The sequence below is a fragment of the Bacillus infantis genome (assembly GCF_050107595.1).
GTDB lineage: Bacteria > Bacillota > Bacilli > Bacillales > Cytobacillaceae > Bacillus_AB > Bacillus_AB infantis_C.
Window position 1 is genome coordinate 38,775 of record NZ_JBNILH010000017.1, and the last position, 21,719, is coordinate 60,493.

Here is a 21,719-nt window from a genome sequence, read left to right on the forward strand (position 1 = left end):
TTTTCAGAAGATTATAAGGCATTCTACAGCAATAATCCATTAAATCCTTCTGCTGCTTAAACGTTTCCGATCCTGGTCTTGAAGCAAACAGAAAGAAAGAATCCAGCCCTGTCAGCCAGATTCTTATATATTCTAAGCTTCTACCTTATTAAAAAACTGAGGCAAATGTTCTTTGTGGGCTTCAAGCATTTCGTCGACAATTTGCTTTGCCAGCTTGTCAGATGCAACTAAAGGATTGATTGTCAGTGCAAGGACTGCTTTGTCATAATCTCCCGTGACAGCAGCTTCTGCGGCGACTCTTTCAAAAGATTTTATCTGCTGGACCAATCCGCGGACCGGCACAGGGAGGTCACCCATGGCAATAGGTCTCGGACCGTCCTTAGTAATAATGCAGCTTACCTCAACTGCTGAATCATCAGGAATGCCCGCTATTGCTCCATTATTCAATGTATTGACAGGCTGGATATCGCGTTTGTCATTGAACATAGAAGAAATCAATCGGACAGCTGCATCAGAATAGTATGCGCCTCCCCGTTTCTCAAGCTGCGGCGGCTTAATGTCCAGGCTGGGATCCTTATAAAGCTCAAAAAGGTCATTTTCGAGTTTTTGAACTACTTCTGCACGGGTACCTTCCATCTCAGAATTTTTCAGGTCCTTTTCAACCATTTCCCGCGTTTTATAATAATACAGATGATATGGGCATGGAAGAACATTTAAGGCCTTAAGAAAAGATGGTTCCCATCCAATTCCTTGAACATTCTTTACAAAGCTGCTGTTCTGCGGATCAGTGAGAAGGTCTATTACCTTTTCTTTTACACTCTCGCCATCCAGGTACACATCAAGACCATATACCATGTGATTCAATCCGGCGAAATCGATCCGGATACGGGAATGTTCCACATTCAGCAGCTTAGCAATTCCCATTTCCATTCCTATAGGTACATTGCAGAGCCCTACTACCTTTTTGATATTTGAATATCGGAGAACAGCTTCCGTCACCATTCCTGCAGGATTTGTAAAGTTAATCAGCCAGGCATCCGGACACAGCTCCTCCATATCTCTGCAAATATCTAAAATAACCGGTATTGTGCGCAGGCCCTTAAACAATCCTCCAGGACCGTTTGTCTCTTGTCCCAGCACTCCATATTTTAAGGGAATTCTTTCATCCTTTGCCCGTGCATCCAATAAACCTACCCGAAATTGTGTTGTTACAAAATCTGCTTCCTTCAAAGCTTCTTTACGATCAAGCGTCAGATGAACTTCAATAGGCAGCCCTGCCTTTTGAACCATTCGTTTAGCGAGATTTCCTACAATCTCAAGTTTCTCTTTCCCGGCTTCTACATCAACCAGCCAGAGCTCACTTACCGGCAATTCTCTATACCTCTTAATAAAGCCTTCAACTAACTCAGGGGTATAACTTGATCCCCCGCCAATGGTAGCGATTTTTAACCCTTTTTTCATGCATTCACACCTCCGGATAAATTTACGTGCTCATACAAGTCTACAAATTCGCCTGCCATGTCTTTTATCGTAATAGCATTCATAAGATGGTCCTGAGCATGCACCATTAACAAAGAAATCTCTGTACTTTCTCCTCTCACTTCTCTTTGGATCAGAGACGTTTGGATTAGATGCGCGCTATTTAGCTCATTAGCAGCTTCCTCTATTTTTTTTCTTGCCCCAGCTATGTCCCCGCTCTTGGCAGCGGCAATTGCCTCCATTGCAGAGCTTTTGCCATTGCCGCCATGAAGGATGATTTGAAAGATTGTCTCTTCGATGCTAGCCATAAAGAAAACATCCCTTCCTTCTATGATTTATTTATAAAAGAGAGTCATTCTACCTTTCCATGCACAAGAAGAATCCTATGAAACTATCCCTTTTGACCATTGATCAAATCAATAGCAGCCTTTAATACTTCCGGACCATTGCACATTCCATAATGAACAGGGTTGATAGAATCTACTGGTATATTTTTCTCCTCACATAACTTTTTCATTTGGGGCATTAAATAACGCACCTGCGGACCAAGGAGCAATACATCTGCGTTGTCAATATGCCGTTTAACTGCATCAGCACCTTCCGCCCAGATCTTAGCCTCAATGCCCTGGCTTTTAGCTGCTGTTTCCATTTTAGTCACCAATAAGCTTGTTGACATTCCTGCTGCGCAGCATAACAAAATATTCATCCTCTCATTCCTCCCTAATTTTGTTTTCTTAGTGATATTTTTTAATGTAAGAATATTACAAAAACCTGACCGGAATTATCTTGCTAAAAATATAAATCATCTAAACAGGCTCCTAACTATACAGCCCAGGAACCTGTTCAGCCCTTTCAAACCATGGACTTAATCGAAACCTCCCTAAAGGTTATAAGATCAATGCCCCTTTCAGTAATGGCCTCCTGGACAGCAGGGTCGGTTAATATGGTTAATTCTCTGATACGCTGTAAAGCATAGGAACTGCCAGAATAGACCTGTTCATCAACAAAAGCGGGATGTGTCATTAACTCTGCAGTTTCATAAAGAAGGGCTTTATCCAGCAGTCCGATTAAATACTCTGTCGTCAGCTGATCCCCGTAAAATTCATGATTAAAATATTGGACAGGCTGTAATTGGTTTGGATCAGAACTTACTTTTCTAATCGGCAACTGGTTTTCCCTGGCTATTTTTTCTACTGCGGGATAAACATTTGGAAGTGAATGCACATGATGATGGCTGTCGATATGGGTGGGTTTTATGCCAAAAGAAAGGAACTTTTCAAATTGGCTTGTTAATTCAAGTTCAATTTCCTCAGCTGATCCTTGCTCCTCTATTGCAGATATCCTGTTAAATTCTCCCTGGCTGTTTACCAGCGAGAACACTTCCTTGCTTACAGGCCTTCCACAGGTCAACACGAAATGGATTCCCACTCCCAGTCCGGGGTTTTTCTTCGCCAGGCCGGCAGCATGCTGTGCTCCAGGCATATTTGCCATTAATGTAGTCGAAGTGACAACACCATTTTGATATGCTTCAATAATTCCCAGATTAACTCCTTTAGAGTAGCCAAAATCATCGGCATTGATAATTAACTTAGTCATTACTTCAGCTCCTTACATGTTTGCAACTTTTTTATTGGCATCGACTGGAGGCTGAAAACCGCCTTCTTCAGCGAGCTTTTGTTTATCCCAAATCCGGAAGAAAGGATAATAGATGGTAAACGCTAAGGCAAAGTTTATTAGTTGCAGGACAGCTCCTGACATTTTTCCTCCTGCTGCCAAATATCCCCCGATTATCGGCGGCATTGTCCATGGAACCGCAATCCCTGCCGGTTTTGCGACCAGCCCCGTACTCATGCCAATATAGGTGGTTAAGACCATTACAAGCGGTGTAAGTATAAAGGGAACGATCAAAATAGGGTTCATCACAATCGGCATTCCAAATACTACAGGTTCGTTAATATTGAATAGCCCCGGCCCGATAGCTAAACGGCCTAATTGCTTCATTTGCTTGCTCCGTGCCCTCAAAATCATTGCAAGCACCAATGCTAACGTTGCGCCGCTTCCTCCTATATATACAAAGATATCGAAGAATTGCTGTGTGAATATATTTGGCAAAGTTTCTCCTCCCTGGAACGCCAGGCGGTTTGCATCCATTGCTGACAGCCAAATTGGCCCCATTACCCCTCCAACAATGGAAGCTCCATGTAATCCACAAGACCATAATAGCTGTACAAGAAATACTGCAACCAGGCTGCCGATCAAGCTTCCGCCCAGGATGCCAAGTGGTTTTCCGAGGACTTCGCCAATAATATTATGCAAGCTCTGAAAGTCTGTCTGCTCTACAAGAAGCCGAAGAAGCCAAATCAAGGCGATAACAATAAAACCCGGAATGAGTGCAACGAATGATTTGCTGACAGCAGGCGGTACGCCATCAGGCATTTTAATAATGATCTTTTTCTGGATGATAAATCGGTATATTTCCGTGGAAAGCATGGCAATCAGCATGGCTACAAAAAGTCCCTTGCTTCCCATTAAAGCGGCTGGGATCGCTCCGCCTACAAGTACTGCTTCTGAAGCACCATCTGGTGTAAAGGAGACCTGATACGGAGTTGCCAAAAGAAATGCCGCAACAGAAATTGCGCCTGCAGACAGCGCATCCACTCCATATTTTTCAGCAAGGCGGTAAGCTATGCCAAAGGCGGCAATCAAGGCCATAATATCGAAGGTCGCACCTACCGGGTACATCAGCTTGGTCAGCCATTGATCACCAAATGTATTTGCCATGAAATCGGCATAGCCAGGAATAGGCAAGAAACCGAGAATCAGGAATAATGAACCGACAATAATCAACGGCATAGTCAGGATAATTCCATCACGCAGTGCCTGAAGATGGCGCTGGCCAGCTACCCTGCCTGCAACAGGCATTACCTTATTTTCAAGGAAATCATTCATTTTGCTCATTAAACTCACTCCCCCTATTTATTTGCTAATTTTTCTGCAAAGCTTAATACTTCGGTACCATTGCATGTGCCATAGTGAACGATATTAATTACGTCAACCGGGATCTTTTTTTCTTCACCCTGCTTCTTCAATTGAGGAAGCATAAAACGCACTTGAGGCCCCAGAAGCAGAACATCCGCCCTGTCAATATGATGGTGCACCGCATCAATTGAAACGGCCCAAATTGTATATTCTTTACCTTGTTCTCTTGCACTTTTCTCCATCTTTGTAACAAGCAGACTTGTTGACATCCCGGCTGAGCAGCACAGCAATATGTTCACTTTATCACCCCTTTTTTAAGTAGAATCACCTTGCTCGTACCTTAATGATAAATTGAAAACGTTTCCATCTACACATACACTTTTTCCGTTGGGCACCGGAAAAATTTTATTGGATAATTCAGACACTTTTAGTTTCTTATATGTTGTAACTTTGTGAGCGGGGTCTCTTTAGTCAGTTCTCTTGTTTGCAAAATAAAAACACCATGCGAAATTAAATAGCATGGCGGAACTTTATTTATTTTTTTTTGCGCAGAAAAACAGATTTAAACTCTTTATAGGTTCTACACTTTAATAATTGCTGTACCAGAGTATTGTCCTCTACCACTTCTATAAGGAGCTTGTACATATTGACCAGGTCTTCTTTACTGTTTTTTCTAACACATAGCAAACAAACAAATTGGACCCGCTTATCATCCCAGTCGACAGGCTTCTGGAGTGTGCATATCGCCCAGAAGGTCTCATCAGTCCGCGGCATGACTGGATGGGGTATGGCAACCAGATTTCCAAAGCAGGTGGGTGAAATCTCCTCCCTTTCCAAAACAGCAGGCAAAAAGTGTTCATCAGTCAAGCCTAAATCTGTTAACTCATTTGCTAAAAACTCTAATACTTCTTCCTTTGTTTCAAATTCCTTCTGAAGGAAAACCAGCTCTTTTCTTGTATAAGCAAAAGACTGTTCGGTATGATCTTCCAATACTTTTTCAATCTTTAATAAATCAGTCCCCCCAAGTATTGTGTTTACCTGAATGACCGGGACGGGGAGTTCACAGGTAATGGGAACAGTACTGACAATAAAATCAATCGTGTCCAGCGGAATCTCATTTATATTATAATATTCGGTCGTGCCTGCCAGATCCAGCCTGGAACCAAATTGGGCCTCAAGTTTATGGTATAAAAGCCTTGCGCTCCCTACTCCTGATGCGCAGACAATCAGACAGCGTTTAACTGAATGGTTTGCCTTGACTCTCTCCATCGCCGCTCCAAAGTGAAGAGCCAGATAGGCGACCTCGCTTTCACCTATTTGGTATCCAAGTTCTTCTTTTATGCAAATTCCGGCCAGGACGCCTGCCTGAAAGGCCACCGGATAGTTAGATTTTATCGCATCCAGCATCGGGTTCCGGATGTTCATGCCGAACCGGAAACGATTTAATGCCGGCTTTAGATGCAAACACATGCTAACAAACAATTCCTTATCACTTTTAATCCCCAGCTTTAGCTTCTGTTCAATCATACTCAGTATCTTTTTAGCCAGATTAAAGACTTCCTCATCAACAAAGCTGCGTATTTCTGTTTCATCTAAATTTAAATGAGCAATCATTCTGATTCCCATTAAATGAATGGCTATATAAGCAATTTCTGATTCCGGAAACTCTACACAAAGATGCTTGTTTATTCCCTGGATTATTTCTGCAGCTACCATATACTCCTTTTGGTTTGTTATTTCATGCATGTCCTTCGGAAATATCATGACATATTTTTCACTTCGTATCCTGCAGCATGCAATGGCAATATGAGTGATCAAGTTATTCAGGCCCATGTCGGAAAGTGATATTTGGTTTTTCCGGACTTGATCAAGAATAATATTTCGGATCAGCTGCACTTCCTCTTTTGGAAGAATGGATAGGCGGCTTTCAGACATATCAAGAACCGTTCTTTCCCGATTGTATATATACTGGGACATACAAAACCGCAGTTTAACTTCATCTCCCCTTAATTTGAGACCATAATTCGGCCGTTTCTCAACTGCTATGCCATACTGCTGTAAAATCCTTTTGGCCTCTCTTAAATCATTTTGAATAGATGATTTGCTGATAAATAATTCTTCAGCCAGGTCATCCAGTTTTACATATTTTTCAGCAAAAAGGAGCCGCTTGATCAGAAACTGAACACGATCCTCTGGAAGGTTTGGTATATGACCGCTAATTAAAGAAAACTCTCCTGTAAATTGAGCCAATAAATGGTTAAACGAACTATCATCCACAACTTCTAATTTATATCCTGTTCCGCGGACCGATTTAATTTCAGCGCCATTTTTAGCAAGCACCATATTTAACTCTTTAATCGTATTCCTGATCGTACGGGAAGTAACCTGTATAATATTCGCCAAGTATTCGCTTGTAATTACATCTTCTGTCTCAATTAAAGCTTTTAGAATACTGCTCATTCGGGCATTCAGCATTCTAATCTTCCCCCCGCCCCAGTGTTTTATATCTTTTATTGTGTAATCCTTCTCAAGAACTGTTGTTATAAGCAAAAACTGTTTAAAATTCCTATTTCCAGTCTCCAGGAACACTTGTTTTGTAAAAAGGTTTAGTTGTCTAAATTATCTGATATTAATATGTTACTACCATTCTAATAGAAAATAGTACAATTTGGGCACTTTCCGAAAAAATATTGGGAAAAATATAAACTTAACGCTTTTGAACCCAGAAAAAAATAGGAAGCTGCAAAAGCAGTCTCCCTATTTTGTAGTAATAATTGGGGTATCTTTATTGTTATGGCAAAAACAGAGCAAAATACTCCAATAATTCCTGTTGCTTATTATAAGTAAAATATGTACAAGGCTGCTGCCCAATAGGCGAAGGATAAACGACTTTTCCGCAGAGTGGGCAATTGCCTTTAATTTTAAATTGATGTTTTACACCAAGAGTAAATGGATGGCTATTATATCCCAGCATAAATAAAAAAGCCTGGCCGTCTACTTCAAAATTGATCTCAAATCCATTAAACCCGGATGATTTTAAGATATTGTACTGTTCTATTTCAAACTCCATTTATTTCATCTCCCCCTGAAGAAGTTCTATGCCCAAAACTCCCAGAAACGGTTTATTTCAAAGGGATTATTTATTGGTCAGTCTGCTGTACTCAGAAAGCAGGTGTTCAACAAGGCTTTGTTTTATGAAATTTTAAGTGTTCGGAATAAACTTTCGTAATGATCATAGTTATGATCTGTTCCCAACAGAACCTCTTTGATCATTCCGGGCTAATTATGTGCTCTAATCTCAGCTGTACACGTTCAGCAATCAAATAGTACTTTGAATAATGGACAGGTAAATCTTGTTCACCATAAATCACTTTATCCACCAGGACAAGTAAATTGAAATTATTCACTTTTAAGTGTGTTTGCAATTCTTCGTCTGGATAGACAAATTCCAGGTTTTTACGGACTCTTTTAAACTTAACAGCATACTCATCATGAATAATAGCAAAAGTAGAACTTTCGGGCGTTATTTTTTCTTCGATGCCTGGATAAAGATCAACAGGCAAATAGGCATAATCTACGCTTAGCGCCTGGTCATTGCGGTAGACTTTTCGTACAAGTTCAATATACTCCTTATAACGGCTGTTAAAAATTTTGTCTAAATCCGGATTGCTTTTGATTTTCTGGATGGAAATGATATCTTTCGTTATCGTGTCATTTTCGGTTGTTAATCCTTCGGTAAAACCCTGCAGGTCCAATAGATGAATTTCTTTTCTTGGGGCACTTACAAAAGTCCCTTTGCCTCTGACAATTGTAAGAGTACCTTCGTCAACTAATTCCTTGATGGCGCGCCTGATAGATATGCGGCTGGCTTTGAATAAATCTCCCAATTCTTTCTCGGTGGGGATTCGATCTCCCTCTTTTAGTCCATTGCTTTTAATATAGTGCATGAGTCCGGTCATGATCTCTTCGTATAAATAAAGCTGATCTCGATTTAGATTGTCTTTTTCCATTGTCAACGCCTCAATATCTTAATTTTACAATAATTATACATGAATCCCCTCGTAAATAAAATCAATCACATTTCTGCTGGATACCCAAAACCCCCATATTCCTGGCATGTCTTTTCAGCAGAAAGGGTTCCTTTTTCAAGAGCCTTTTCTATATCGCCGCTCTTAACATATTCAGTTAGAAAGCCTGCAATCAAGCTGTCTCCTGCCCCCATTGTATCGACAACATTGATTTTCCTCAGCTTCTGCCTGTAAATATTCTCTTGTTGGACGAATACCGCCGGCTCTCCTCCCCGCGTCAGACCTATAACCTCAAAACCAAACGGTGCAAGGCCTGCAATAAAATCATTAAGTTCTGCTTCAGATAATTCCGCAGCTGAGAAAAAGGCATAAGTGATATGCGGGGCAATCGATGAAATATATTCCAGATCTTTTCGGTTCGAAAAATCATACGCCACTTTAACCTCTTTAGCAATCTTGGCCAGTTCGCTTTCCATAGATGAATAGCAGCTCACATGGCAAACATCAAATTGTTTAATATACTCAATTTCCTCCGGGATCAGCTGGATTTTAAACCGGTGCTGCACAGTGTCTTTAGGTCCTCCTACAAATACCCGATCATTGCCCTCGGTAAGCGCGACTTTGGGCTGTCCTGTGATGCCGATAGCATCCCTGGAAAACTGGAACTCGACACCCTCTTGCTGCAATGCATTTTTGATATGTTCTGCAGGCTCATCTGTAGCAAAAATCCCAATATAGCCGACACAGCTTGCACCGTTTCGCTTGGCATTTACAGCGACATTCACACAATTGCCGCCAGGAAAATATTCCTTCCGGTCCAAATAGCAGTCTACAACATTGTCACCCACAGCAATTAATTTCATCGTCATTATCCTTTCACCGAGCCTTCTGCAAGACCTCGTACTAAATATTTTTGGAGAGCAATCAATAATAGAACCATTGGGACTGAGGCAATAACCATTCCTGATAACAGGACACCCCAATCCGTTCGCAGTGCATCCCTGAAGACCATTAATCCTGATGGAATCGTTTTCAGTTCGCTGGAATTAATAAATACTGTTGCAAACAAGAACTCATTCCAAGCATAAAAGGCGTTAATAATCACTGAGGTTATCACAATCGGAATAGATAGCGGCAAGTATATTCTCCAATAGATTCCAAACTCACTGCAGCCATCGATCAGGGCAGACTCTGACAGCTCATGAGGCACAGTTATGAAGAAAGCGCGGATCAGTATGATGGTAAGAGGCAATCGATATGCGACATATGTCAGGATTAAAGCCCACCTTGTATCGATTAAATTAAAAAGCGATAAAATCTCAAATAATGGAATGAGAGCCACCTGTGGATTCATCATCAATCCGCCAATGATGAATAAAAGAGCTGCATCTATCCAGCGGCTGCGGTACCTGGCCAGGACAAAGGCTGCCATGGTACCTGCCAGGACTGTGAGCAGGATTGAAAAGCCAGTAACATAAGCACTGTTCAGAAAATAATTTTGGATGCCTTTTTCCCAGGCCAGTGCATAATTTTCAAAATGCCATTCACTGGGGAGCGTCCAAACATTTGAATAAATCTCCTTATAGCTTTTAAATGAAGAGATCACCATCCAAAAAAGCGGGTAGAGGATCATGATGGCGAAAATGATTAATCCAAGGAAGACTAAATTTCTGGATAGACGTGTTTTACGAGTCAGCTGCCTTCTTTTTACCGCCGGGAAAGTTAACTCTTTGGTTTGAAGATTTTCTATTTTCATCATCAATCTTCCTTTCCTGTTTTAGACACTTTGATCTGGACTAAGGCAAAGATAGCCGACAGCAGAAACATGGTTGTGGCTATCGAAGAAGCATAGCCCATATTGTCTTTAAAGAAGCCATTCTGATACATATGAACAGCCAATGTCATCGAGCTGTTGCCGGGACCCCCATTGGTCAGGATATAGGGCTCATTAAAAACCAGGATGGAACCGGTGACTGTGATCAGCAGATTGACAAACATCGTTTCCTTAACTTGGGGAAGAGTAATATGAAAAAACTGACGGATTTTTCCTGCGCCATCTATATGGGATGCCTCATACAATTCATTAGGGATCTTTTGAATGGCAACAATGAAAAGCATTGTTATTAAACCGATACTCTGCCATTGGGACATGGCAATAACACTATAGATTGCCGTTGTTGAATTGCCAAGCCAGGGTTTTGCCAGATCGCCGAGTCCAATTAACTCCAGGAAGCTGTTTAACAATCCAATTTGCGGATTATATACAAAGCCGAACAAAAGGGCGATGACAGAGATGGAAATCATTACAGGGATAAAGTAGATGATCCTGAGGGCTGGAGCGACTCTGCGAAACAGCTTATCTTCCAGAATACTTGCCAGGATTAAGGCAAAGAATATTTGAAAAATCACAGAAATAACTCCGTATTTCACATTGTTCCATAATGCGATCCCGATTACTTCATCTTCAAATAATTGCTTTATATTACTCATGCCTACATAGGATTTTGAATCTGAAAATACGTTAAAATCGAAGAAGCTGTTATAAAAATTCTGAATGAGTGGTATGTAGATGAAAATGCCCAAAAATAGGACGGTTGGCAAAAGAAAGAGAATTGGCGTCAAAGACATTTTTCTTAATTTCATACTTATCACCCGCTTTCCCGATAATTAGAAAGCCCCGACACCCGAATGTCAGGGCCCACCTCTGTTACTCGCTCTTTTTCGCTGCTTCTTTTTGAACCTCTTTCATAATATCTTCCGGCGTTTTTTGTTTCGTAGCCAGTTCCTGGCCGCCGCGCATAAAGATGTCGGCAATCGTAATATCAACTGCATTGTCAAACCATGGTGCTGTAGATGCTGCATCTAACACAATTTGATAGGCTTCATAGCTGGTAGGACTTGTATTCTCCTCTGTCACGCCATTCTTTACAGCATTCAGCTGGCCATCAGTTTTCGTAAATTCCTGGGCTGTTTCCTCGGAAGTCAGGAATTTCAGGAACTCTACAGCTTCTTTAGGAGCATCCTTACTAAGCATCCACCCTTCAGGCGCACCGGTCAGGGAGTCCGCACGACCTGCTCCATCCGTTACTTCTGGAAAGTTGAAAAACCCAATTTCTACATCGCCAATCTCCTGGACCAATCCTACTTCAGCAAATTGCATATACAGAATTGGCACTTCTCCAGCAGCAAACATATTTCTGGCAGCTTCATGGTCAATAGCGGTAGATACATCTCCCATAAAACCAGTCAGCTCCTGGAATATTTCTAAACCGCGGATATATCCTTCATCTGTGTATGGTGTATCACTTTCCAGATTATAGTCTGCCTCCCGCACTTCAGGATCTACTACTCTATCAAAAATGGTACCCAAGTAGTGTGAGATAGCCCAGGCATTCGTCAGCCCTTCGACAACAGGCGTTTCATAACCCGCAGACTTTAATTGCTCTAAAACATCGACCAGTTCATCGTATGTTTTTGGAACCTTAATATTATTTTTCTCAAAGATCTCCTTATTGTAGAAGAAGGCTTTTCCATCTACCGTGAAAGGAATGCCGTATGTGCTGTCATCAAAAGTAAATCCGGCATATTGTGATTCCAGTATACTGCCGCTCCACTCTTTATCTTCATTAATGATGTCATTAAGTTCTTTAATCCTGCCGGAACTTACCAGATTTTCAGCGAAAGAGTCTGACCAGGAGGAGAAAATATCCGGAAGGCCATCATTGGATACTAAAACCCGTATCTTTTCTTTATAAGAATCATTCAAGACAGAATCTACATTTATAGTGACACCAGGATGCGATTCCTCAAATTCTTTGATTTTTTGATCATAGAATGATTTTCTTGGTTCATTTGGCCAACGGTGGAAAAAATCAATAACTACATCATCGCCATTCGATTTTGAGCCTGAGTCAACAGATGAGTTACATCCTGCCATAATGCCAGCCGCGATAATGCCGACTAAAAGAATGCTGAACATTTTTTTCATATGATCGCCCTCATTGATATAGTTATTTTTAAAGATTTTACACCAATTCCAATAGAATTAATACTCCATCTTCCACATGTATCTTCTTACTGAAAGAGGATGCCCTGTATGTTCTGCCAGGCCATCAGCATAAAGCCTCATGACGGGACCTGTTAAGGCTGGGCCAAAGTACTCTTTTAAATCTTCATCCACTCCGCTGTAATCGAACTTAGAAGCATCCACCACTTCTACTTTCTCACTGTACTTTTTTACGAAGTCCAATGCCCGCTCATCTAATGGCCTGCTTGGGCCTTCTCCTGCAATCAGCAGGAATGGCACATCAAAGTCTGTAATCTCAAATGGGCCATGGAAATACTCTCCGGAATGAATAGCATTTGAATTGATCCATAGCATCTCCATCAGGAGGCAGCTAGTGAAGGAATAGGCATGGTGGATATAAGCGCCGCTTGCCATCGTATAAATGGTCTTCTCCCTCTTATTGCGTTTCCCGAATTCAAAAGCCGCTTCTCTAAACTGCTCCTGATTCTTCTCAATTAAATCTCCCAGATTCCTTAACTGTTCAATTCCTCTATCATACTTTTCATCACCAGTAAAAATCTTTAACAGCTTGAAAATGAATGTGTAATAAATACCGATTTCACCGTCCATGGCATCTGATCCATCTTTGTAATTGTAGTGAAGGACATATTCTGCTTCTTTGCAGAGCGGAGATTCAACATCCATCGAGATGGCGACAGTTAGAGCTCCTTTACCCCGGGCATATGTAGCTGCTTTAACTGTTTCTGGCGTAGTGCCTGAATGCGAGCGCAGGATAACCAGGCTGTTTTCATTTAGTGCTTTAGGATTTAAATGGACAAATTCATTAGAAGTATAAACAAAGCTCGGTTTCCCCGTATCTTTTGTGATGAAATAATCTCCAAAAGATAGAGACGCCATCGATCCGCCGCAGGCTACGAAAAATACATTCTGAATATTTTTGTTCTCAATGGCTTCAATGGCCATCTGGATTTGATTAGTATGCTCCTGTTTCATTGCACCTCCCTCCTTCCTATTGTTTGTGATTGGCGATTTAGAAACTGATTGTGTCATACTAGCACCTCCGTAGTTTTATGATGTCTCATAACATCATATTGATAATTATAGTACGTCATATGATGTTATACGTCAACTGTATATTTAAAATTTTCTGTAAATTTTAATATACAAAATACGACAAGCTTAAAATCATTATTATAGAATTTCATTCAGTTTGTCTTTGGCTGTAAAAAAAGATGCCTGCCTCCTCCCTTTTGTCAAAGCCGACAAAAACGGGAAGTTGCAGACACCACGTCATGAGAGTTTATTTCATTTTTCTTCTAAAAGCTGATCGGGAGGGACAGGCACCGATTACCTAACCAAACTATTATTAAGTTCTATCCATTTACTAAGATGCAAAGCAGGAAGATCCTGCTTCGGTTCCTGATCTAATACAGCTATATATTCCAATGAATTTCCATCCAAATCCTTAAAATAAAAACTGGCAGCAGGCATCCAAGGATGAACAATAGGTTCGCTCGCATCTAATCCAAATGATGGAGAAAGCTCTATCCCTTTTCGGGCCAGATAAGCAGGCACCTCTAACAGGTCATTCAATGACACTGAGAATGCGAAGTGAGAAGGTGTGAACCTGTCTTCAGGCACTTCCCAGATGCCCAGCATTTGTTCTTTCCTGGATGGATCCCCCAGCCAAAAGAAGGCAGCCCTTCTTTCTTCCACCGTATAAGCCAATTCCAATTGCAGCTCCTGATAAAATTGAACAGCATTGCTTAAGTTTTTTGTGCTTACATGTGTTTCATATAATCCAGCATTCTTCATATACCTCTTCCTTCCTGATGCTTTAATCATAGGAGATAAAGATATTGAATGGCTCCAGCAAATTAATGAAAATCCACTACAACAATAGACCGATAAAATCACTCTTTACCATTCACAGGCTACTCCATCACCGTCACGGTCCAGTTTTCTTGAATATCCGGGATCACCGGTCCTGATTGGGTCTGCACCTGCAGCTTTTACAGCAGAGCAATTTTTATAAAACACTCTGGCTGCTGCAGCTTCTTCTTTTTTCTTTTGCTCCGCTGCAAGACGGGCTGCTTCCTGTTTCTTTTGTTCAGCTGCAATACGGGCAGCTTCTACTTCTTTCGCTTTTTTCTCTGCAGCCAGTCGTGCAGCTTCTTCTTCCTTCTTCTTTTGTTCAGCAGCTAAACGGGCTTTTTCTTCTGATTCAGCCGCAGCTTTATCAGATTCAGCATTTACCTTCACACTTTGCTGGGCAGAAGGTGTCTTATCATCAGCCTCTGCTTCCCAAAAAATCATCGTCAGACCTAAAGTTAAAATGAGAAGATAAGAAAGAGAGGCTATGCCCTTCTTCCAGAGCTTACCGCTCCGAAAACCGAGTATTTTCTGATGCCACTTCCTTTTTTGAACCGTGAAAAAGGCACCTTTTCCATTGAGCAGTTCAGCAAACTCTTTTCCTTTGGAATTGAAAGTCAGCTCTCCGCCATCAAAGGCAACAACCGTTTTAAGAGCAAAATAATCGATCGTACTTCCATTAAAAGCCCTAAAAGCCCAGCTGTATAGAAGGGCTGCGATCCGGTCTTTATCATCATATTGATAAAGATACACTGCATCATCAACAACAATAAAATTGCCTTCTGTCTGCTCTTTAACGCAATTACCCTGGACTATAAATAGAGCATGCGGGTGCTTCTCTTTCAGCAGCCGCAGACCATTTAACTTAATTCCCTGATTATCCCTCTTCTGCAAAAAAGGTGTAAGGACCACACCTTGCTTCTTTAATTCTTCTAACCTATCTGCATGCAAAAAGCAATTGAAGTCATGTGTCACTGTTGTTCTAACACTGCGCTCCGGATTTTGAACCTTTTGGTTGAGAATATAGAAAAATTCATCAAAGTCATCATTCTTCGAAATCTTATCTACAGCAACAAAACCTATGCGCGAATAAAAGCTCAGCTTCCATTCATGTTTATTTTTTTCATCCTGCTTCATACGGATGCTATGTATAGAAGAATAAGGATGCGAACTATTATCAGATTGTGAGATTAATATCACGCGTCTATCAGTAAGTGCCAGGATACCTTGCTTCTCTTTACTTAACTCACCCTGAATAATCTTTAATATTTTTTCATATTCACCCAGAAATGCCCACTTATTCTCCTCAAGCATATTCTTATACTTCGCTTTAAGCGCCTTCTGCGACACGGTCGGATGGTTCCCAATCCACTTGTCCATTTTTGATGTTTCCCCCTGTGTTATATCTCTAGTTGTTATGAGCAATAATACCCTTGAGTATGGTAGCATATTATTTGCAGAATATATCATTGGAGTGAGGATAAAAGATGAGGTAATGATTGGTATATATGGGATTGAGGCACAAAGAAAAAAGACCTCAACATATAGTTGAAGTCTTTAATCAAATCACTCTATCGTACCCTCAAAGTTATCTATCATTGCACGTACATCATCTGTGGAATCCGTGTTCATCAGTTTATTCCTTAATTCACCCGCACCTCTGAATCCTTTCACATAAATCTTGAAAAAGCGGTGAAGAGCCCTGAACGGACGTGCTTCCAGTTCTTTAGAGTATTTGTCATGCAGATCAAGATGCAGCCTTAAGAGATCAAGCAGTTCATTAGGTGTATGATCTTTCTGCTCTTTTTCAAAAGCAAATGGATTCTTAAAAATACCGCGGCCAATCATCACACCATCGACACCATATTGATCAACCAGCTGCTGGCCGGCTTGACGGTCAAGTATGTCACCGTTAATGGTCAGCAGTGTATCCGGCGCCACACGGTCACGAAGCTTCTTGATTTCAGGAATCAGCTCCCAATGAGCATCTACCTCACTCATTTCCTTTCTGGTACGAAGATGGATAGAAAGATTAGCGATATCCTGTTCCAGAATGTGTGTGAGCCAGTCCTGCCACTCATCTACTTCAGTATAGCCAAGCCTAGTCTTCACACTGACAGGCAATCCGCCGGCTTTAGCTGCCTGCACGATATCTGCAGCCACATCAGGACGGAGAATCAGGCCGCTGCCCTTTCCTCTCTGGGCCACATTTGGGACAGGGCATCCCATATTGATATCAATGCCGCGAAAACCCTGCTCCGCCACACCAATACTCGTCTGCCGGAAAAACTCAGGCTTGTCTCCCCATATATGGGCAACCATCGGCTGTTCATCTTCGGTAAAAGTCAAACGCCCGCGCACACTCTGGTTTCCCTCCGGGTGGCAATAGCTTTCCGTATTCGTAAACTCTGTAAAAAACACATCAGGCCGCGCGGCTTCGCTCACGACATGGCGGAACACAACATCCGTCACATCTTCCATTGGTGCAAGTATATAAAATGGCCGTGGCAATTCACGCCAGAAATTGTTAGTCATGTTGAAAATCAAATCCTTTCATCATGGGAAATTCTATCATACTTTCATCCCAGAACTTAGGCAAAAGTTTTTGCTCCATATACACTTATAGCACGAGTGACAGTTTATATCAAACTAAAGTAAATTTAGAATATTATAAACTACAATTAGAAGCAGCAAAAAAGGAGATTGGCCCCATAAATTGGCCAATCCCCCAATTAATACTTTTTAAAGTGCCTTATCATCAACTGTATTCAAATAAGCCTCAATCTCATCAATCACTGATTTCACACAGCCTTCTTCAAATGGTGAAATTAAATTCGCTTCTTTGACAAGTTCTGTGAACGATTGGCTTCCGCCCAGCTTACTTAAGTGCAGGTAATCCTTCCAGGCTTCTTCGGTATTTTCCTGCGTACGCTTCCAGAATTGCAGAGCGCAGATTTGAGCCAGTGTGTAATCAATATAATAGAAAGGAACTTTGTAAATATGTCCCTGCTGCTGCCAGAAGCCGCCATTTTCCAGGAAGTCATTGCCTTCATAATCGCGATGCGGCAAGTACTTCTTCTCGACTTCTCTCCAGGCCTGCTTGCGCTGGGCTGGAGTTGCTTCCGGGTTAGCATACACAAAATGCTGAAATTCATCGACTGCTACACCATAAGGAATAAACAGAACCGCTTCACTTAAATGAGAGAATTTGTACTTATCCGTATCTTCCCCAAAGAAAAGGTCCATCCATGGCCAAGCGAAGAATTCCATGCTCATCGAGTGGATTTCACACGCTTCGAGAGTTGGAAACCCGTACTCAGGCACTTCAAATCCACGGCTTTCAAATACCTGGAACGCATGCCCAACTTCATGCTTTAATACTTTAACATCCCCTTTTGTCCCATTAAAGTTTGCAAATATATATGGTGACTTGTGTTGAGGGATATAAGTGCAGTATCCTCCGCCGGCCTTACCTGCTTTGCTTAACAGGTCCATCAGGTTGTTTTCCACCATATAAGTGTAAAACTCATTCGTTTCCGGTGACATTTCCTCATACATTTTCTTCGCCTGATCGACAATCCACTCTGCATCTCCCTTAGGATCAGGATTTCCTGTCTTAAAGCTGAAGCTGTCATCGTAATACCTGAATGTATCGACGCCAATACGTTCCTGCTGCCTTTGTTTTAGTTTGGTCGCTAATGGAACGATATACTCTTTCACTTGATCACGGAACTTTGCTACCATTTCAGCATCATAATCCGTTCGGGAAAGCCTGGCATAAGCTAACTCTGTAAAAGAAGAGAAACCCAGCTTCTTGGCAATACGAGTACGCACTTTTACAAGCTTGTCGTATAAATCATCCAATTGATCAGCATGCTCAACGAAAAAGCTGTACTTCGCTTCATTGGATTCCATCCTGATGCTGCGGTCAGGTGACTGGTGGTAAGGAACTAACTGAGCAAGATTTTTTACTTCTCCATCAAATGGAATCTTAGCGGAAGCAAGCAGGTCAACATACTCACTAACCAGCTTGTTTTCTTCCTGCATTTCCTTCAGCACATCAGGAGAGAATGTCTTTAATTGGCTGTCCGCCAATAAGAATAGCTGCTTACCCCACTTTTCTTCCAGCTGAGAGCGGAATTTAGAACCTGTAAGGGCCTTATAAAATTTTGTGATAAGACCCTTGTAGGCTGGCCCCGCTTCATTGAAAAAATCCTTTTCTTTCTTATAAAACTCATCCGTTGTATCAATCGTCTGACGGATTTGCACAATCTGTCTCATGCTGTCAAACTCAGAACGCAGCTCATTGATTTCTTTCATTATGGCGTTCTGAACTTCAAAGGATTCGGCAGATTGAAACTTCTCTAATAATTGATTGAAATTCTCTTCCACCTCTTCGATATTTGGTCTTGTGTATGGGTAGTCATTAAAGTTCATGAAAAGGATCCTCCTTATGTATTAAAAATATCATAAGTACATATTTCGGCAGAATGAGACAAATTCCTTTTAGTTTTAGAGAAAAATTTCGTTTTTCGAAATATAATATCGCTGTTTGGTTTTAAACTATCAAGAGTGCGAAGGAAGCTGTATTTAAACCATCCCAGATTAAACGAGTACTTTTCCATTGTTTTTAATTATTTGCTCTTTATAACCTTCAACGGGCAGAATTTAAATAGGATAAGCATAATTAGCTGTACCTTCTTCATTTTTATTTACATTAGCGGATTTGTTTGTTGAGCCAAGGGACCTGACCCCTTGGCACATTTTAACATGATTCATAAATAAGAGAATACGATAGATATGAGTGCAAATGAAAAGCGAAAGAGGAATGGGGGATTGTATGATCCAAGTATCAGGGGGACCTTTTCAAAACCAAGAAAATGGGCAGCTTGGAAGTGTTGAGAAAACGACCATGCAGCAGATGCAGACTGCACCAGTTTTGTATTCTTATAATTCCGAGTATGAATTACTTTTTGAACTTACAGTGCGAAAGAACATTATTCAAAGCGCGAAAGAAATGGACAAAAGTCAGGCTGTGTTTACAAGCTTTGAATATGCCCGCTGCAATCCCAGGTACTGGCAATTAACAAGAGCAGGCGGATTCCTTTTAAGGCCAGATGTGCGGCCGGCTGATGCAATTATAGATATTTATCGGAACGGTTCATACTATGCATTTGAATGCGCGACAGCAATTCCCATCATCTATTACCATGCCATATTGAATAGTATCGGCAGCAAAGGGTTTAATTCACTGTTTCAGAATCTTTATCTTTACAGCTGGCATACAGATACAGACCTTGGCATCATCACCTTTTACTCTGATCATTTTATACCTGGAGATGTCCTGTACGTAAATAATCCAGACTTTGATCGAAAAACACCACATTTCAGGGGTGTTAATGCTGTGCTCCTTGAGGATGGCAGGCTGTTTGGACACGGATTTAATATAAGGACATCAGAAGAAATGATTCGGCTCCTTAATGAGACGAGAAAACCGGACAGTCAGCAATCAGCATATATAACAAAATTGGTGACAAGGCCTTCTTTTAAGTATTTATTAAGAGCTGCAGGCTGGCAAAGGAACAGCGCAGCATACAAACCCCAGCGACCAATCGTGCATCATAACCAAAGCTCTATTTCATATGTACACTATCTCTATTATTCAATCTAATAGCCGGACATATCAAAATCCCAGACATTCGCCCATTTTTTTATAGACGGGCTCCAAACTCACCTTCGAGAGTACTATATAGAGAAATTCATTACTCGAGGGAGGTATAAAAATGTATTCAAATCTTAACGCCCCGCCGACTCTTGGTGCAAATGTTCCTCCAAACGCTGCTCCAAATGTCGCTCCAATGCCTGCCTATACTTCTCCAGCATATGATTATGGAGCTCCATATCCTGCTTATGGTTATAGCTGCCCTAGTCACCGTAACGATTTTTTCTTAATTGTAGTTCTGTTTATTTTACTTATCATTGTGGGGGCAAGCTTTTACTGCGATAACAAATGCTAACTTCAGTGCTTAGAGGTAAGAATATTGGGAAATAATGAACAACCTAGGGTTTGGGGAACTCCTCAAGCCTTATTTTTGTTTAAGAAAGACATAAATTTAAGATGCTATGAATGGTTTCGTTTTCTTCCTATCCAAATGTTAAATCAAAGAGCTGCTATTCTTGGAGTGTCAGCTGCTCCTCTTTTAATAAATAGATTAACAAATCGCCTGGGCTTGGCTGCTCGGTTTGAACAATAGCACCCGGTTGTTCAATAAGCTAAATGGGGGGATAAAGGCTATTTAAGAGGATTTTTTTCTTACCCGCCCAGCCATAAAAGAGCGGACCTTCCAGGTACTGAATTAAGAAATCACTGACAGGTTTAAACATAAGCGGAGAAATTTCCCCTAATGTAGAAAAAGCTCTAAAAATAGCTCAAATAGACGGAGAAATTCCGTCTATTGATTATAAAACAGGGAAATGGACAACTTTCCACCGCTTAGCCGGAAGTTCTCCTCTTATTTCCCCCATCCGGGATCTATTCAGCAGCCTAGACGGAGAATCTCCGCTTATTTTAAGGACTTACTATTCACTCATATAATGTCTTTACTATCCTGCCCCGTTTGATGGAGTAAGCATGGTTTTGTCGATTATACTCAAAAAGCAGAAAGCTTCCGCCCCACGACCACTTCCATTATATCGCTTGCAGGACATAGAGAAAAAAAGTTAATTCGCCTTCTTTTTTGATAAATAGATTAATGGTTCTGTTTATAATTTAGCCTATTTGGAGGGATATTATTTTTGAAGGACATGGAGGTTGCATATGAAAAATCAAAAAGCTGCGAAAGTATTATTGCCAGCCATGATGGTTTTATCCTGGCTTACGATTCCTTTACTTGGGAAAAAAGCAATTAAACGGTACTTGCCTGCAAGTATTATGATGGCAATTATAGTTTCTTTGGAGAGTATCCTGGCCAGGAAGAGAAAATGGTGGAGATATTATGTTAAAATCCATCCAAAGTTACCGGGCGGTTTTCCTTTAACTTGGGGACCATTTTTGATTGGCTCCATTTGGATCTTGCGTTTAACCTATGGCAGGTTCAAGTGGTATCTGCTGCTGAACCTTGCTGTAGATACGGTTTTCACCTATAAATTCGTTAATCTGCTTAAAGGCCTTAGAGTAGCCTCGTTAGTTCGTTTGAAGAAATATCAATTATCTATCCTCTTTTTTGTAAAATCCCTTCTTTTATACGGATTTCAGATGATCCGTGAGAAGGTTGGGCATATTGAACGATGAAGAGGTTTGTTTGGTGTTATTATTTGAAACCCAGATAAAACCA

22 protein-coding genes are annotated in these 21,719 nt (G+C 41.1%); 4 read left to right on the forward strand and 18 right to left on the reverse strand.

Features of this window, described 5'->3' with window-relative positions; genetic code table 11:
• Window positions 1-132: 132 nt before the first annotated feature.
• The 18 genes from ACQCVH_RS24165 to ACQCVH_RS24250 all read right to left on the reverse strand — a co-directional run bounded on the left by ACQCVH_RS24165 (window position 133) and on the right by ACQCVH_RS24250 (window position 18,822).
• Window positions 133-1,461, reverse strand: coding sequence for a 6-phospho-beta-glucosidase (locus tag ACQCVH_RS24165; RefSeq protein ID WP_426838189.1), 1,329 nt, complete (start codon window positions 1,459-1,461; stop codon window positions 133-135).
• Window positions 1,458-1,787 (reverse strand): PTS sugar transporter subunit IIA, encoded by a 330-nt coding sequence (locus tag ACQCVH_RS24170; RefSeq protein ID WP_426838190.1) that lies wholly within the window; start codon window positions 1,785-1,787, stop codon window positions 1,458-1,460. The genes ACQCVH_RS24165 and ACQCVH_RS24170 overlap by 4 nt, the downstream gene beginning before the upstream one ends.
• A gap of 83 nt (window positions 1,788-1,870) precedes the next feature.
• Window positions 1,871-2,185: a PTS sugar transporter subunit IIB gene (locus ACQCVH_RS24175; RefSeq protein ID WP_022543756.1), complete on the reverse strand. Its 315-nt coding sequence runs from the start codon at window positions 2,183-2,185 to the stop codon at window positions 1,871-1,873.
• 146 nt (window positions 2,186-2,331) lie between these two features.
• Complete coding sequence (gene chbG, locus ACQCVH_RS24180) at window positions 2,332-3,075, reverse strand: chitin disaccharide deacetylase (RefSeq protein ID WP_426838191.1); 744 nt, start codon at window positions 3,073-3,075, stop codon at window positions 2,332-2,334.
• A 12-nt stretch (window positions 3,076-3,087) separates the two neighbouring features.
• Window positions 3,088-4,437 carry a PTS cellobiose transporter subunit IIC gene (gene celB, locus ACQCVH_RS24185; protein ID WP_426838193.1) on the reverse strand — a complete coding sequence of 450 codons (1,350 nt, stop codon included), beginning with the start codon at window positions 4,435-4,437 and terminating at the stop codon, window positions 3,088-3,090.
• A 14-nt stretch (window positions 4,438-4,451) separates the two neighbouring features.
• A complete protein-coding gene (locus tag ACQCVH_RS24190; protein WP_426838194.1) occupies window positions 4,452-4,757 on the reverse strand; it encodes a PTS sugar transporter subunit IIB in 306 nt (101 codons plus the stop codon).
• A 235-nt stretch (window positions 4,758-4,992) separates the two neighbouring features.
• The gene (locus tag ACQCVH_RS24195; protein ID WP_426838196.1) at window positions 4,993-6,933 is read right to left on the reverse strand and encodes a BglG family transcription antiterminator; all 1,941 of its coding nucleotides are present in this window, start codon (window positions 6,931-6,933) and stop codon (window positions 4,993-4,995) included.
• 316 nt (window positions 6,934-7,249) lie between these two features.
• The gene (locus ACQCVH_RS24200) at window positions 7,250-7,528 is read right to left on the reverse strand and encodes a hypothetical protein (protein WP_426838197.1); all 279 of its coding nucleotides are present in this window, start codon (window positions 7,526-7,528) and stop codon (window positions 7,250-7,252) included.
• Between the two features lie 199 nt (window positions 7,529-7,727).
• The gene (locus ACQCVH_RS24205; protein WP_426838199.1) at window positions 7,728-8,468 is read right to left on the reverse strand and encodes a GntR family transcriptional regulator; all 741 of its coding nucleotides are present in this window, start codon (window positions 8,466-8,468) and stop codon (window positions 7,728-7,730) included.
• A gap of 65 nt (window positions 8,469-8,533) precedes the next feature.
• On the reverse strand, window positions 8,534-9,355 hold the full coding sequence (locus ACQCVH_RS24210; protein WP_426838201.1) for a PfkB family carbohydrate kinase: 822 nt from the start codon (window positions 9,353-9,355) through the stop codon (window positions 8,534-8,536).
• Entirely contained in the window at window positions 9,355-10,245 is an 891-nt protein-coding gene (locus ACQCVH_RS24215; RefSeq protein ID WP_426838203.1) for a carbohydrate ABC transporter permease, read from the reverse strand. The genes ACQCVH_RS24210 and ACQCVH_RS24215 overlap by 1 nt, the downstream gene beginning before the upstream one ends.
• The gene (locus tag ACQCVH_RS24220) at window positions 10,245-11,129 is read right to left on the reverse strand and encodes a carbohydrate ABC transporter permease (protein ID WP_253616726.1); all 885 of its coding nucleotides are present in this window, start codon (window positions 11,127-11,129) and stop codon (window positions 10,245-10,247) included. The genes ACQCVH_RS24215 and ACQCVH_RS24220 overlap by 1 nt, the downstream gene beginning before the upstream one ends.
• A gap of 64 nt (window positions 11,130-11,193) precedes the next feature.
• On the reverse strand, window positions 11,194-12,474 hold the full coding sequence (locus tag ACQCVH_RS24225; protein ID WP_426838205.1) for an ABC transporter substrate-binding protein: 1,281 nt from the start codon (window positions 12,472-12,474) through the stop codon (window positions 11,194-11,196).
• A gap of 57 nt (window positions 12,475-12,531) precedes the next feature.
• Window positions 12,532-13,506, reverse strand: coding sequence for an SIS domain-containing protein (locus ACQCVH_RS24230; RefSeq protein ID WP_426838206.1), 975 nt, complete (start codon window positions 13,504-13,506; stop codon window positions 12,532-12,534).
• A gap of 354 nt (window positions 13,507-13,860) precedes the next feature.
• Window positions 13,861-14,328 carry a VOC family protein gene (locus tag ACQCVH_RS24235; RefSeq protein WP_426838208.1) on the reverse strand — a complete coding sequence of 156 codons (468 nt, stop codon included), beginning with the start codon at window positions 14,326-14,328 and terminating at the stop codon, window positions 13,861-13,863.
• A gap of 105 nt (window positions 14,329-14,433) precedes the next feature.
• On the reverse strand, window positions 14,434-15,765 hold the full coding sequence (locus ACQCVH_RS24240; protein WP_426838210.1) for an excalibur calcium-binding domain-containing protein: 1,332 nt from the start codon (window positions 15,763-15,765) through the stop codon (window positions 14,434-14,436).
• A gap of 186 nt (window positions 15,766-15,951) precedes the next feature.
• On the reverse strand, window positions 15,952-16,920 hold the full coding sequence (locus ACQCVH_RS24245; protein ID WP_426838212.1) for a tRNA dihydrouridine synthase: 969 nt from the start codon (window positions 16,918-16,920) through the stop codon (window positions 15,952-15,954).
• A gap of 207 nt (window positions 16,921-17,127) precedes the next feature.
• Entirely contained in the window at window positions 17,128-18,822 is a 1,695-nt protein-coding gene (locus tag ACQCVH_RS24250) for a M3 family oligoendopeptidase (RefSeq protein WP_426838213.1), read from the reverse strand.
• Between the two features lie 403 nt (window positions 18,823-19,225).
• Here ACQCVH_RS24250 and ACQCVH_RS24255 point away from each other — a divergent pair, with 403 nt between their 5' ends.
• From ACQCVH_RS24255 to ACQCVH_RS24270, 4 genes are all read left to right on the forward strand, one after another.
• Complete coding sequence (locus tag ACQCVH_RS24255) at window positions 19,226-20,056, forward strand: protein-glutamine gamma-glutamyltransferase (RefSeq protein WP_426838215.1); 831 nt, start codon at window positions 19,226-19,228, stop codon at window positions 20,054-20,056.
• Window positions 20,057-20,243: 187 nt separating this feature from the next.
• Window positions 20,244-20,402, forward strand: a complete 159-nt coding sequence (locus ACQCVH_RS24260) for a YjcZ family sporulation protein (RefSeq protein ID WP_426838228.1) — start codon at window positions 20,244-20,246, stop codon at window positions 20,400-20,402.
• Window positions 20,403-20,426: 24 nt separating this feature from the next.
• Window positions 20,427-20,639, forward strand: a complete 213-nt coding sequence (locus ACQCVH_RS24265) for a hypothetical protein (protein WP_426838217.1) — start codon at window positions 20,427-20,429, stop codon at window positions 20,637-20,639.
• Between the two features lie 563 nt (window positions 20,640-21,202).
• Window positions 21,203-21,676, forward strand: coding sequence for a hypothetical protein (locus ACQCVH_RS24270; RefSeq protein WP_426838218.1), 474 nt, complete (start codon window positions 21,203-21,205; stop codon window positions 21,674-21,676).
• The last annotated feature ends 43 nt before the right edge of the window (window positions 21,677-21,719 follow it).

What these genes read in the sequence shown, in the direction of transcription:
- ACQCVH_RS24165 (WP_426838189.1), bottom strand. Translation starts at nt 1,461, where the DNA reads ATGAAAAAAGGGTTAAAAATCGCTACCATTGGCGGGGGATCAAGTTAT.
- ACQCVH_RS24170 (WP_426838190.1), bottom strand. Translation starts at nt 1,787, where the DNA reads ATGGCTAGCATCGAAGAGACAATCTTTCAAATCATCCTTCATGGCGGC.
- ACQCVH_RS24175 (WP_022543756.1), bottom strand. Translation starts at nt 2,185, where the DNA reads ATGAATATTTTGTTATGCTGCGCAGCAGGAATGTCAACAAGCTTATTG.
- chbG (WP_426838191.1), bottom strand. Translation starts at nt 3,075, where the DNA reads ATGACTAAGTTAATTATCAATGCCGATGATTTTGGCTACTCTAAAGGA.
- celB (WP_426838193.1), bottom strand. Translation starts at nt 4,437, where the DNA reads ATGAGCAAAATGAATGATTTCCTTGAAAATAAGGTAATGCCTGTTGCA.
- ACQCVH_RS24195 (WP_426838196.1), bottom strand. Translation starts at nt 6,933, where the DNA reads ATGCTGAATGCCCGAATGAGCAGTATTCTAAAAGCTTTAATTGAGACA.
- ACQCVH_RS24200 (WP_426838197.1), bottom strand. Translation starts at nt 7,528, where the DNA reads ATGGAGTTTGAAATAGAACAGTACAATATCTTAAAATCATCCGGGTTT.
- ACQCVH_RS24205 (WP_426838199.1), bottom strand. Translation starts at nt 8,468, where the DNA reads ATGGAAAAAGACAATCTAAATCGAGATCAGCTTTATTTATACGAAGAG.
- ACQCVH_RS24210 (WP_426838201.1), bottom strand. Translation starts at nt 9,355, where the DNA reads ATGACGATGAAATTAATTGCTGTGGGTGACAATGTTGTAGACTGCTAT.
- ACQCVH_RS24215 (WP_426838203.1), bottom strand. Translation starts at nt 10,245, where the DNA reads ATGATGAAAATAGAAAATCTTCAAACCAAAGAGTTAACTTTCCCGGCG.
- ACQCVH_RS24220 (WP_253616726.1), bottom strand. Translation starts at nt 11,129, where the DNA reads ATGAAATTAAGAAAAATGTCTTTGACGCCAATTCTCTTTCTTTTGCCA.
- ACQCVH_RS24225 (WP_426838205.1), bottom strand. Translation starts at nt 12,474, where the DNA reads ATGAAAAAAATGTTCAGCATTCTTTTAGTCGGCATTATCGCGGCTGGC.
- ACQCVH_RS24230 (WP_426838206.1), bottom strand. Translation starts at nt 13,506, where the DNA reads ATGAAACAGGAGCATACTAATCAAATCCAGATGGCCATTGAAGCCATT.
- ACQCVH_RS24235 (WP_426838208.1), bottom strand. Translation starts at nt 14,328, where the DNA reads ATGAAGAATGCTGGATTATATGAAACACATGTAAGCACAAAAAACTTA.
- ACQCVH_RS24240 (WP_426838210.1), bottom strand. Translation starts at nt 15,765, where the DNA reads ATGGACAAGTGGATTGGGAACCATCCGACCGTGTCGCAGAAGGCGCTT.
- ACQCVH_RS24245 (WP_426838212.1), bottom strand. Translation starts at nt 16,920, where the DNA reads ATGACTAACAATTTCTGGCGTGAATTGCCACGGCCATTTTATATACTT.
- ACQCVH_RS24250 (WP_426838213.1), bottom strand. Translation starts at nt 18,822, where the DNA reads ATGAACTTTAATGACTACCCATACACAAGACCAAATATCGAAGAGGTG.
- ACQCVH_RS24255 (WP_426838215.1), top strand. Translation starts at nt 19,226, where the DNA reads ATGATCCAAGTATCAGGGGGACCTTTTCAAAACCAAGAAAATGGGCAG.
- ACQCVH_RS24260 (WP_426838228.1), top strand. Translation starts at nt 20,244, where the DNA reads ATGCCTGCCTATACTTCTCCAGCATATGATTATGGAGCTCCATATCCT.
- ACQCVH_RS24270 (WP_426838218.1), top strand. Translation starts at nt 21,203, where the DNA reads ATGAAAAATCAAAAAGCTGCGAAAGTATTATTGCCAGCCATGATGGTT.